The organism is Saccharopolyspora sp. 6V (assembly GCF_020176785.1).
GTDB lineage: Bacteria > Actinomycetota > Actinomycetes > Mycobacteriales > Pseudonocardiaceae > Saccharopolyspora_C > Saccharopolyspora_C gregorii.
The window spans coordinates 21,052-32,267 of record NZ_JAIUKB010000033.1 but is presented as its reverse complement, the minus strand read 5'-3'; the positions used below and the strand labels follow the sequence as shown (position 1 = coordinate 32,267).

At 73.9% G+C, this 11,216-nt stretch carries 12 protein-coding genes; 7 read left to right on the top strand and 5 right to left on the bottom strand.

The annotated features are described in order from the left end of the window. Positions 1-167: 167 nt before the first annotated feature. The 4 genes from LCD35_RS07745 to LCD35_RS07730 are packed head-to-tail and all read left to right on the top strand — an operon-like array spanning position 168 to position 4,189. Entirely contained in the window at positions 168-1,178 is a 1,011-nt protein-coding gene (locus LCD35_RS07745) for an ABC transporter permease (RefSeq protein ID WP_224957105.1), read from the top strand. A 2-nt stretch (positions 1,179-1,180) separates the two neighbouring features. Next, positions 1,181-2,107 carry an ABC transporter permease gene (locus LCD35_RS07740; RefSeq protein WP_224957104.1) on the top strand — a complete coding sequence of 309 codons (927 nt, stop codon included), beginning with the start codon at positions 1,181-1,183 and terminating at the stop codon, positions 2,105-2,107. Positions 2,108-2,147: 40 nt separating this feature from the next. After that, positions 2,148-3,146 (top strand): ABC transporter ATP-binding protein, encoded by a 999-nt coding sequence (locus tag LCD35_RS07735; RefSeq protein WP_224957103.1) that lies wholly within the window; start codon positions 2,148-2,150, stop codon positions 3,144-3,146. After that, positions 3,143-4,189: an ABC transporter ATP-binding protein gene (locus LCD35_RS07730; RefSeq protein ID WP_224957102.1), complete on the top strand. Its 1,047-nt coding sequence runs from the start codon at positions 3,143-3,145 to the stop codon at positions 4,187-4,189. The genes LCD35_RS07735 and LCD35_RS07730 overlap by 4 nt, the downstream gene beginning before the upstream one ends. Here the strand turns inward: LCD35_RS07730 and LCD35_RS07725 are convergent, their stop codons facing one another. After that, a complete protein-coding gene (locus LCD35_RS07725; RefSeq protein ID WP_224957101.1) occupies positions 4,190-5,119 on the bottom strand; it encodes an AraC family transcriptional regulator in 930 nt (309 codons plus the stop codon). It abuts the gene before it with no gap. An 82-nt stretch (positions 5,120-5,201) separates the two neighbouring features. On the opposite strand from LCD35_RS07725, the gene LCD35_RS07720 reads away from it, so the two are divergent. Next, a complete protein-coding gene (locus tag LCD35_RS07720) occupies positions 5,202-6,038 on the top strand; it encodes an NAD(P)H-binding protein (RefSeq protein WP_224957100.1) in 837 nt (278 codons plus the stop codon). 100 nt (positions 6,039-6,138) lie between these two features. Further along, positions 6,139-6,561, top strand: a complete 423-nt coding sequence (locus LCD35_RS07715; protein ID WP_224957098.1) for a pyridoxamine 5'-phosphate oxidase family protein — start codon at positions 6,139-6,141, stop codon at positions 6,559-6,561. 10 nt (positions 6,562-6,571) lie between these two features. On the opposite strand, the gene LCD35_RS07710 is transcribed toward LCD35_RS07715, so the two are convergent. The 3 genes from LCD35_RS07710 to LCD35_RS07700 are packed head-to-tail and all read right to left on the bottom strand — an operon-like array spanning position 6,572 to position 8,632. Further along, positions 6,572-7,144, bottom strand: a complete 573-nt coding sequence (locus LCD35_RS07710; RefSeq protein WP_225043964.1) for a PIN domain-containing protein — start codon at positions 7,142-7,144, stop codon at positions 6,572-6,574. Between the two features lie 21 nt (positions 7,145-7,165). Beyond that, positions 7,166-7,636: a helix-turn-helix domain-containing protein gene (locus LCD35_RS07705; RefSeq protein ID WP_224957096.1), complete on the bottom strand. Its 471-nt coding sequence runs from the start codon at positions 7,634-7,636 to the stop codon at positions 7,166-7,168. 51 nt (positions 7,637-7,687) lie between these two features. Then, on the bottom strand, positions 7,688-8,632 hold the full coding sequence (locus LCD35_RS07700; protein ID WP_224977782.1) for an EamA family transporter: 945 nt from the start codon (positions 8,630-8,632) through the stop codon (positions 7,688-7,690). 72 nt (positions 8,633-8,704) lie between these two features. Between LCD35_RS07700 and LCD35_RS07695 the strand changes: the two genes are divergently transcribed. Beyond that, complete coding sequence (locus LCD35_RS07695; RefSeq protein WP_224957094.1) at positions 8,705-9,601, top strand: LysR family transcriptional regulator; 897 nt, start codon at positions 8,705-8,707, stop codon at positions 9,599-9,601. Positions 9,602-9,619: 18 nt separating this feature from the next. On the opposite strand, the gene LCD35_RS07690 is transcribed toward LCD35_RS07695, so the two are convergent. Then, complete coding sequence (locus LCD35_RS07690) at positions 9,620-11,200, bottom strand: hypothetical protein (protein ID WP_225043963.1); 1,581 nt, start codon at positions 11,198-11,200, stop codon at positions 9,620-9,622. Positions 11,201-11,216 lie beyond the last annotated feature (16 nt).

Here is an 11,216-nt window from a genome sequence, read left to right as displayed (position 1 = left end):
CCCCGCCGGGCGGGCGCCCCCGCCCCCCCGCCGCGGGGGGGGGGGGGGGGGGGGGCCCCCGCGCCCGGCGCGCCCCCCGCCCCCCCCCCCCCCGCGCGCCCCCCCCCCGCACCGGCGGACCGAGGTCCGTCCACACAGGACGCAGTACCGCACAACCCGGGGGACGCGTGCTCCGCTACACGATCCGGCGACTGGCGCAGCTGGTGCTCGTCGCCTTCGTCCTGTCCGTGCTGCTGTTCGGCTGGCTGCGGCTGCTGCCCGGCGGGCCGGTGTCCGCGCTGCTCGGCGACCGCGCCACCCCCGAATCCCGGGCCGCGCTGGAAGCGCAGCTCGGGCTGGACCAGCCGATCTGGTCGCAGTACGGGAAGTTCCTGCTGCGCGCGCTCAGCGGCGACTTCGGCACCTCCACCGGCGTGGAGCGCGGATCGCCCGCCGTGCAGGTGTTCCTCACCCGCTTCCCCGCGACCATCGAGCTCTCGCTGCTGGCGCTGCTGCTCGCCGTCGCCGTCGGCATCCCGCTCGGCTACCTCGCCGCCCGCCGCCGCGGCGGCTGGTGGGACAACCTGAGCATCACCTGGTCGCTCGTCGGCGTCGCGGTACCGGTGTTCTTCCTGGCGTTCCTGCTGAAGTTCGTGTTCGCCGTGCAGCTGGGCTGGCTGCCCGCGTCCGGCAGGCAGGACGTCGGGCTCGACGCCACCCGCGTCACCGGCTTCTACGTCCTCGACGGGCTCCTGACCCGCGAGTGGGACGCCGCGTGGAACGCGCTGGTGCACCTGGCGCTGCCCGCGGTCGCGCTGTCCACCATCCCGTTCGCGGTGATCTTCCGGATCACCCGGGCCGCCGTCCTCGACGTGCTCGACGAGGACTACGTGCGCACCGCTCGCGCCAAGGGGCTCAGCGGGGCGGTGATCCGGCGCAGGCACGTGCTGCACAACGCGCTGCTGCCGGTGGTCACCACCGTCGGCCTGCAGACCGGGGCGCTGCTCGCGGGCGCCGTGCTCACCGAGCGGGTGTTCAACATCGCCGGGATCGGCCAAGCCGTCGCCGTCGGCTTCGAGCGCAAGGACTTCCCGGTGCTGCAAGTGGTGATCCTGGCGGCGGCGATGGTGTACGTGCTGGTCAACCTGCTCGTCGACCTCTCGTACGCGTTGATCGACCCCCGATTGCGGGCGAGGTGACCGTGGTGACGCCCACCGCGCGCAAGGCGCGCATCGACGACCTGGCCGAAGCGGACATCGGCGTGAGCCTCGTCGCCTCCGCGTGGCGGCGGCTGCGGTACAGCCCCGCGTTCCTCGTCGGTGCCGCCCTCATCGGACTGTTCGTGCTGCTCGCCGTGGCCGCGCCGCTGCTCGCCCCGCACGACCCCGGGCTGCACCTGCTGGAGAACCAGGTCTCGCGCGCCGACAACACGATCCCGCCCGCGCAGCCCGGACATCCGCTCGGCGGCGACCAGTACGGCCGCGACCTGCTGTCCCGGCTGCTGCTCGGCTCGCAGCAGACGCTGCTGGTGGCGCTGCTGGCCACCGTCATCGGGCTCGGTGGCGGGCTGGTCCTCGGCTTGCTCGCCGGCGCGTTCGGCGGCTGGGTCGACGCGCTCGTCATGCGCGTCGTGGACGTGCTGCTGTCCGTCCCGTCGCTGCTGCTGGCCGTGTCCATCGGGGCGCTGTTCACCCAGCAGAACCGGTTCACCGTGATCCTCGCCGTCGCGCTCGTGCAGGTGCCGATCTTCGGCAGGCTGCTGCGCGGCACCATGCTCGCCCAGCGCGCCAGCGACCACGTGCTCGCCGCGCGGGCGCTGGGCGTGCGGGAGAGCGCCATCGTGTTCCGGCACATGCTGCCCAACGCGCTCGGACCGGTGATCGTGCAGGCCACGCTCGTGCTGGCGACGGCGATCATCGACGCGGCGGCGCTGTCGTTCCTCGGCCTCGGCGCGGCCGACGACTCGGTGCCGGAATGGGGCCAGATGCTCGGCGGCGCGCAGGACGTCATCGACTCGCACCCGCAGCTGGCGTTCTGGCCCGCAGGCTGCATCATCCTCGTCGCCCTCGGTTTCACCCTGGTCGGCGAGTCGTTGCGGGACGCACTGGACCCGAAGCGGCGGCGCTGAGCGCGCCGCCCGCGACCACCCACCTGTGAGGACCTCGGATATGGCACTGCTGGAAGTCCGCGACCTGTCGGTGGTGTTCGCGCGCCGCGGCGAGCCGCCGGTCACCGCGGTCGACGGCATCTCCTTCGACGTCGAACCGGGCCGCACCGTCGGGCTCGTCGGCGAATCCGGGTGCGGCAAGTCCGTCACCTCGCTCGCCATCATGGGGCTGCTGCCGCCGCGCGGCGCCGAAGTCGGCGGCTCCGTGCGGTTCGACGGCACCGAACTGCTCTCGCTCGGCAAGAAAGAACTGGACCGGCGGCGCGGCAGCGACCTCGGCATGGTGTTCCAGGACCCGTTGACCTCGCTGAACCCGGTGGTGCCCATCGGGTTGCAGGTCTCCGAGGTCATCGAGCGCCACCGCGGCCTCCGCCGCAAGCAGGCGATGCCGGAAGCCGCGGACCTGCTGCGCCGCGTCGGCATCCCCGACCCGACGCGGCGGCTCGCGGAGTACCCGCACCAGCTCTCCGGCGGCATGCGGCAGCGCGCGCTGATCGCGATGGCGCTGGCCTGCCGGCCGCGGCTGCTCATCGCCGACGAACCGACCACCGCGCTGGACGTGACGATCCAGGCGCAGATCCTGAACCTGCTGGCCACGCTCGTCGCCGACACCGGCACCGCGCTCATCATGATCACGCACGACCTGGGCGTCGTCGCGGGGCTGTGCGACGAGGTGAACGTGCTCTACGCGGGGCGCGTCGTGGAGCGCGCCACCCGGCACGAGCTGTTCGCCCGGCCCCGCCACCCCTACACCTCGGGGCTGCTCGCCTCGGTGCCCCGGCTGGACTCGCCGCGCGGGCGGCGGCTCGCGCCGATCCGCGGCTCGGTGAGCGACAACGTGCCGTGGGACACCGGGTGCGCGTTCAGCCCGCGCTGCCCGAACGCGCTGGAGGTCTGCGGGCAGGAACCCCCGGACGCGTCCATCGACGTGGGCGCGCGGCTGCTGCGCTGCCACAACCCGGTCCGGGAGCACGCCGTCACCCCCGCGGAGCAGTCATGACGAACACGGACCCGGGGACGCTCGCCGCCCCCTCCGCCGACGTGGAGCGCGAGGTGCTGGTCGAGGTCACCGACCTCGCCGTGCACTTCCCGATCAAGCGCGGCGTGGTGCTGGACCGCACCGTCGGCCACGTGCACGCCGTGGACGGGGTGACGCTGGGCGTGCGGCGCGGCGAGACCTACGGCCTCGTCGGCGAATCCGGCTGCGGGAAGTCCACCCTCGGCCGGGCGCTGCTGCGGCTGGAGAAGCCCACCGGCGGCCGCGTCGTGTTCGACGGCACCGACCTGTCCGGGATGAAGGGCGAACCGCTGCGCCGGATGCGCCGCCGCATGCAGATGGTGTTCCAGGACCCGCTGTCCTCGTTGGACCCGCGCCAGTCCGTGGAGGCGCTGCTGGTGGAGGGCCTGCGCGCGCACGGCCTGGACCGGGGCCGGGAGCCCACCGCCGCCCGGCTGCGCGAACTGCTCGACGCGGTGGGCCTGCCCGTGCGGGCGCTGCGCAAGTACCCGCACGAGTTCTCCGGCGGGCAGCGCCAGCGCATCGGCATCGCGCGGGCGCTCGCCGTCGGCCCCGACCTGATCATCGCGGACGAACCGGTGTCCGCGCTGGACGTGTCGGTGCAGGCGCAGGTGGTGAACCTGCTGGAGGACCTGCAGGGCGAGTTCGGCCTCACCTACCTGGTCATCGCGCACGACCTCGCCGTGGTGCGGCACATCGCCGACCGGGTCGGCGTCATGTACCTGGGCGGGCTGGTGGAGGAGGCGGGCTCCGACGAGCTGTACGCCGCACCGCGCCACCCCTACACGAAGGCGCTGCTGTCCGCGGTGCCCGTGCCCGACCCGCAGGTGGAGGACCGGCGCGAGCAGATCCTGCTCTCCGGCGACCTGCCGTCCCCGTCCGATCCGCCCACCGGCTGCCGCTTCCACACCCGCTGCCCGTGGCGGCGGCCGGAGCGCTGCGACACCGAACGGCCCGAGCTGCGCACCATCGGCACCGGGCACCGGGTCGCCTGCCACTACGCGGAGGAGATCGGTGCCGGGTGATCAGCGGGCGGCGGCCTGCCGGAACGCGCTCGGGCCGATGCCGCGGACCCGCTTGAACGCGGCGCTGAAGCCGAACGGGTCCGCGTAGCCGACGGTCCGCGCGACCTCCGCGACGGTCGCCGCCTCCCGCTCCACCAGCAGGTCCGCGGCCAACGTCATCCGCCAGCGCGTCAGGTACGTCAGCGGCGGCTCGCCCACCAGGTCCGCGAACCGCTTCGCCAGCGTCGACCGCGACACTCCGGCGCGGGCGGCCAGCGAACCGACCGACCACGGCGCCGCCGGATCCTCGTGCAGCAGCCGCAGCGCGGCACCCACCACCGGGTCGCGCTGCGCCGCCCACCAGGCCGGGGGTTCGCCGCCGGGCCGGTCGAACCACGAGCGCAACGTGCAGACGAGCATCCAGTCCAGCAGCCGGTCCAGCACCACCTGCTGGCCGGGCGCGTCCACGGCGACCTCGGCGGCCAGCTGCTCCAGCACCGGGTCGGCGGTGCCCCCGGCGTCCACCCGCAGCACCACGGGCAGCGCGTCCAGCAGCCTGCGGCTGATCTCACCGCGCGCCGGGTACGCGCCGGTGATCAGCGTGGTCGCGCCCGCGTCCCCGGCCGGGTCGCTCCAGCCGAGCCGGTGCCGCGCGCCGCCCTGCTCCGGCGTCGCGCAGTCCACCCCGCACTCCATCGGCTCCGCGCCCGTGCCGACCTCGTCGACGAAGGCGAACGTCCCCGGCCCGCGCACGATCATCGTGTCCCCGGCGCGCAGCGGCTCCGGCGGGAGGCCTTCCGGCACGACCCAGCCCGAACCGGTCAGCGCGGTGCACAACGTGAGCGGCGCGCCGTCCACGAAGCGCAGCGACCACGGCGCCGAGACGGTCGTCGCGCCGAACAGGGAACCGTGCGCCCGCACCCCGCGGATCAAGTCGCTGAACGCGTCCACCCCACCGAGGTTAGACGAACGGACAGGTGATCCGGCTCTTCGCCCATGTGCGCGTCCGAGTCGGCGGCGTTGAATCGGTGGCGTGAACAACGACGGCACGACCCTCGTCCTCGGCGCCACCGGCAAGACCGGCCGCCGCATCGTCCCCCGGCTGCGGCTGCGCGGCGTCCCGGTGCGGGCCGCCTCCCGGTCCAGCGCCACCCGCTTCGACTGGCACGACCCGGCCGGTTGGGACGCGGTGCTGCACGGCGTGGACGCCGTCTACCTGGTGGCGCCGCGCGAACCGGGGCCCGCGCACGACTTCGTGGCCCGCGCCGACGCGGCCGGGGTGCGGCGGCTGGTGCTGCTGTCCGGGCGCGGCGCCGACAGCTGGGGCGATTCGGAGTTCGGCCTGGACATGCGGTCCGCGGAGGAAGCGGTGCGCGGCTCGGCGCTGGAGTGGACGGTGCTGCGCGCGTCGAACTTCGCGCAGAACTTCGACGAGGACGTGTTCCGGCCCGCGCTGCTGGCCGGGGAACTCGCGCTGCCCGCCGGACCGGTGCCGGAACCGTTCATCGACGTCGAGGACGTCGCCGACGCCGCGGCCGCGGTGCTCACCGAGCCGGGGCGGCACGCCGGGCGGACCTACGAGCTGTCGGGACCGCGCGCCATCACCTTCGGCGAGGTCGTCGAGCTGATCTCCCGCGCCACCGGGCGGACCATCACCTACCGCCGCACCACGTCCGCCGAGTACGAGGCGGCGCTGATCGCGGAAGGCGCGACCGCGGCGGACGCGCACGAGGTGGCCGCCATGTTCGAGCTGATGGCGGACGGGCTGATCGCCGGGACCACCGACGAACTCGCCACCCTGCTCGGGCGGGCGCCCCGCACCTTCGAGGACCACGTGGTGCGCGCGGCCGCTGCGGGGGCCTGGCATTGAGCGCTCGTGCCGCGAGAGCGGGTCGCGGCCACCACCCCCGATGTCCACGACGGACTGGGAGGCACTTCCCGGACCACACGGCGAAAGCGGAGGAAAGACCATGAACACCGGCATCCCGACCACCGAGGACCTCGCACTCCTCCGGCGCCCGCTGCACGGTTTCCTGACCGTCGCGGCGGCTCCGGCCCCGGCGCAACCCCGCCCGGTGTGGTTCGACGCCGCCGACGACGGCACGATCCACCTGTTCACCGAACCCGGCTCGCTGAAGGTGCGGCGGCTGGAACGCGACCCGCGCGCCTCGCTCGTCGTCGCCGCCCCGGTGGGGGAGCGCGAGAACTGGGTGTCGGTGTCCGGTCGCGTCACCTTCGAACCGGACGGGGCGGAGGATCTGGCCCGCCGCCTCGCCGCCCGCTACTGGGACCTGACCGATCCGACGCGCATCGCCGATCTCGACGCGATGCTCGCCGCCGGAGTGCTCCGCTTCACCCTCCACCCCGAGAAGACCCACCGCTTCACCTACTGACCGCGGGCCATCACGATGTCGAGGCGTGCGCTCGCACCCGGTCGGCGAACAGCGGCGCGTTCACGCCGAGCGCGTCCAGCAGTTGCCGGTGGCTCAGCCGGGATCGGACGAGACCTGCCACCTGTTCGTCGAGCACCCGCCCGAGATCGTCCGGGTACCGGTCGAACAGTTCGCAGAGGAACTCGTCCACGTCGGTGACGCGAACTCCCCACAGCAGGAGGGATTCGTGCGGGAATCCGGCCCGATCCCTGGTCAGCAGCACCGTCGCCTCTCCGGCGACGGCCGCCGCGGAATGCACGCGGTCATCCGGATCGGACCCCGGCATGTCGTCGATCAAGTGCTGGTACGCGGCGCGGGGAACTTCCCGCTCGGGGAAGACCTCGCGTATCGCCTGGCAGAGCCGTTCGACCGAAGCTGCGCTCTTGCGGCCGGACCTCGGCGGAACCCGGAGCAGTTCGGCCAAGAGGTCTTCGGACCAGCGGATCTCGAACAACCCCTCGATATCGCACCGCAGCAGCAGGTCGCAGATGTAGTAGGGGTACAGGGTGTTCGTGTCCGGGAACACCCGTTCGTCGTCGGCCACGCACTACCGCCGTTCGTCAGGTCAGGGCAGGTAGAGGTCCTGCTCGGCGATGTCGTCCATCGCTGCGGCGAGCCGGTTCTGCCGGGCGCTCTTGCGCTCCGCGTACGCGTCCAGGTCGGCGACCGAGATCATCCGATGCGAGCTGCCCGGCTTGTTGCGCGCCGGGATCGTGCCCGCGTCCAGCAGTTTGACCAGCAGCGGTCGTGAGATCCCGAGGTAGGCGGCGGCTTCGTTCGGAGTCAGCTCGGAGGTGGCGTCCGGCGCGATGATCCGCACCCGGTGTCCCTCGGCCTGTTCGCGGGCGGTGTGCAGCAGCGCGTCCAGCACCGCGGGCGGTAGTTCGTAGTGCACGCACCGGCCGTCGACCTCGATCGCCAAGCTCGCGGAGTGCTGCGCGCGGGAGTCGCGCAGTTCGTCGACGCCTCGCTGCAGCTTCGACGAGGCTTCCCTGGTCGGGTCGTCCGGTCGCGCCAGTTCGAACATCGCGCTCATGGTGCCTCCTTCGCCCGTTCCCGAGCCTACCGCTATCTGCAGCATCTGCAATCACGCGTTCCGGTGTTCGCCGGCCGCCGGTGCTGCTTCGAGCGGAGGTGCGACGGGTTCGAGGGGTGGCGGGGTGGCGCGGGGCGGACGGCTGCCGAGGAGGACTCCGCCGACGACGACCACCCCGGCGGCGAGCTCGACCGGGTGCGGCCGCTCGCCGAGCACCAGCCACGCCGAGGTGACGCCGACGATCGGCACCAGCAGCGAGAACGGCGCGACGGTGCTCGCCGGGTACCGCGCCAGCAGCGTCGTCCACAGCCCGGAGCCGACCACGGTCGCCAGCAGCGAGGTGAACGCCAGCCCGCCCAGCGCCGCCCATCCGGCGGGGGAGAGCACCGAGCCCGCGGCGGCCCGCCAGCCGGTGCCGGGGCCTTCCAGGAACGCGGACAGCACGAACATCGGCACCGGCGGCACGATCGACATCCACAGCGTCAGCCGCAGCGGGTTCGGCGCCTGGGCCTGGCGGCTGCACAGGTTGCCGATCGCCCAGCCCAGCGCGCCGCACAGGGCGAGCAGCACCGGCAGCAGCGCCGCCGCCTGCGCCCGGTGCCAGCCGATCGCGGCCATGCCGAGCACGGCGATCGCGATGCCCGCGGCCTGCACCGGCCGGATCCGCTCCCGCAGCAGCACCCCGCCGAGCAGCACGGTGAACGGCGCGGAGGCCTGCAGCACCAGCGAGGCGAGCCCGGTCGGCAGTCCCGCGTCCATCGCCAGGAACAGGAACGCGAACTGCACGGTGCCGAAGCCGAGGCCGTAGCCCAGCAGCCACCGCCACCGCACGCCGGGCAGCGGCACCAGCAGCACGGTCGGCACCGCGATCACCAGGAACCGCAGGCCCGCGAAGAACAGCGGCGGGAACCACCGCAGCGCGTAGTCGAGGGCGAGGAAGTTGATGCCCCACAGCAGGGCCACGAAGGCGGCGAGGAGGCGGTCTCGGGCGGTCACGGAACCGAGCTTGCGGCGACGCTCCATGAAGGACAAGCGACAACAACTGAACTATCCATGTAGTTTCGCTTCATGGAGGTTCGGAGATTGCGGCTGCTGCGCGAGCTGGCCGACCGGGGGACCGTCACCGCGGTGGCGAAAGCGCTGGACTACACGCCGTCGGCGGTGTCCCAACAGCTCAAGGCGCTGCAGTCGGAGGCGGGCGTGCCGCTGACCGAACCCGCGGGCCGCAGCCTGCGGCTCACCGACGCCGGTTGGGCGCTGGTGGCGCGGTCCGACGAGGTGCTGGCCGCGCTGGAGCGGATGGACGCGGAGCTCAACAGCTTCCGGTCGGCGCCGCGCGGCACGGTGCGGCTGGCGGCGTTCCCGTCCGGCGCGCTGCTGGTGCTGCCCGGGCTGCTGAGCAGGCTCGCCGAGCAGCCGCAGCTGCGCGTGGAGTTCCGCGACGTCGACATGCAGCCGTCGGAGGTGCCCGCGCTGCTCGCGGACTTCGACGTGCTGGTGGCGCACCGGGACGACCACGCGCCGCCGTTCGACGTGGCCCGCGCGGAGATCACGCCGCTGTACCGGGAACCGCTCGACGTGGCGCTGCCGCCGGGGCACCGGCTCGCCCGCAAGGACCGGGTGGAGCTCACCGAACTCGCCGCGGAGCCGTGGATCGGGGTGGACGTGGGCTTCCCGGTGGACGACGTGCTGCGCTCGCTGGCGGTCCGGACCGGGACCCGGCCGCGGGTGGTGCAGCGGATCAACGACTTCCGGATCACCGAGGCCCTGGTCGCGGCGGGGCACGGCGTGGCGCTGCTGCCGCGCTTCGTGGTGGACGACCCGGGCCTCGTGCTGCGCCCGCTGGCGGGAGTGCGGGCGGGCCGCAACGTGGAGGCGGTGACCCGGCGCGGTGCCACGGACCGGCCCGCGATCCGCGCGGTGCTGGAGGCCCTGCGCGCCGAGTGCCACGAGCGGACCACCTGATCCGCTCCCGGGCGGGGGTCACCTCGGCGGGTGCGCCTGCGCCCACCGGGCGATCGCGGCCGCCTCGTCCGCGTGCTCGGCGAGGGTGTCGCCGACGATGCCGACGACCGGGATGTGCCCGGGCCGGGCCACGTCGGCGGGCCGCGGCACGAAGCCCTTCTCGTGCACCCCGGTGCTGCCCGGCCCGGGCGTGCCCTCGGCGAGGTGCCCGGTGGTGCGCGCGTACCGGGTGAGCACCCGCGGCTCCCGCAGGTCCCGGTCCACGCCGAACCACTGCTGGCTCAGCGGGAACAGCGCGGACAGCGCGTCCCACCAGCCCTCCGCGGCGAGCAGCAGCTCCGGGTGCCGGTCCCGCAGCTCCGCGACGAGCCGCCGGTAGCCGTCCACCAGCTCGTACCGCGGGTCGTTGAACCAGTAGCCGAGGGTGTCGAAGAACGCCGCGTCCACCCCGAACTCCCGCACGACCGCCGACACCGAGTCGACCAGGTGCGCCCGGAACCGCGGCTCGCCCGGGTTGAGGAACACCTGGTCGCCCTCCCCGGTGCGGTCGCCGTCCCAGTCGGGCCGGTTGAGCAGCTCCGCGTACCGCCCGGTGTCGTTGCGGATCACCGAGCGCTCCCAGTCCGGGTAGGCGGTGACGTTGGCGCCGTGCCCGCCGAACATCGGCATCAGCCGCACGCCGAGCTCGCGCGCCGCGTCGGCGAGCCGGTGGAACCCGGCGTCGCCGCCGAGGTCCGCGCCGGGCCGGTAGCGCGGGTAGTCGTGGTAGTAGCGGCCTTCCCAGCCGGGCAGGTAGGCGAGCACCCGGTGCGGCTCGACGTGCGCGCTGAGGAAGCGCAGCGCCTCGGCCATCGCCGGGAAGGTGTTGAACACGTGCCCGGTCCAGTGCTGCCCGTGCAGCGTCACGACGAGCGCCACGTCCCGCAGCCAGTCCGGCACGTCGGTGCGCTGCTCCCACGGCACGAGCTGGTGCGCGCGTTCCACGAAGGACAGGTGCTCGTCCAGGTCGGCGTCGAGGCCGCCGCGGCGCAGCCGGATCGGCGGCACCCGGTGGTGCGTGGTGCGGGCGGAGGCGGCGGGCAGGTGCACGAGCTCGACGATCCGCCCGGGCGCGTAGGCGGGCCGGTGCACGTGCAGGACCTGCCGCCGCACCAGCGGATCACGCACGCTCAGCGCGACGTCGCCGCTCGCCGCCCACGGCGTCGCCCACTCCGGGCCGGGGTAGTCGAGCTGGAAGCGGCCGCCGAGCTCGTGGCCGCGGCCGGTGTTCGGTGCCCACCACGGTTCGTCGGGGAGTCCGGTGAGCAGCAGCTTCACCGCTTTCACCGGTTCCGGGTGGTCGACGCTGATGGTCCACTCGGCGCGGTCGCCGCCGGTGCGCAGCTCCACCTCGACGCCGCCGGCCGCGGTGCGCTGCCCGCCGAGCAGGGCGAGCCGGTCGCAGCGCAGCCGGCCGTCCTGGACGTGGCAGCTCGCCGGGTCGAGCCCGTAGCCGTTGCCGGTGGTGAACACCTGCACGGCCCAGCGCACGTCGGTGCCGGGCAGCGGGAAGTGCGGGTCGCGGGGATCGAAGCTCAGGTCCGCGTCGATGAGGGCCACGAGCGCTCCCCGGTGG

Excerpts from the sequence above, each read along its gene's own strand:
- LCD35_RS07730 (WP_224957102.1), top strand. The coding sequence starts at position 3,143 with ATGACGAACACGGACCCGGGGACGCTCGCCGCCCCCTCCGCCGACGTG.
- LCD35_RS07735 (WP_224957103.1), top strand. The coding sequence starts at position 2,148 with ATGGCACTGCTGGAAGTCCGCGACCTGTCGGTGGTGTTCGCGCGCCGC.
- LCD35_RS07695 (WP_224957094.1), top strand. The coding sequence starts at position 8,705 with ATGGAGGTTCGGAGATTGCGGCTGCTGCGCGAGCTGGCCGACCGGGGG.
- LCD35_RS07705 (WP_224957096.1), bottom strand. The coding sequence starts at position 7,636 with ATGAGCGCGATGTTCGAACTGGCGCGACCGGACGACCCGACCAGGGAA.
- LCD35_RS07715 (WP_224957098.1), top strand. The coding sequence starts at position 6,139 with ATGAACACCGGCATCCCGACCACCGAGGACCTCGCACTCCTCCGGCGC.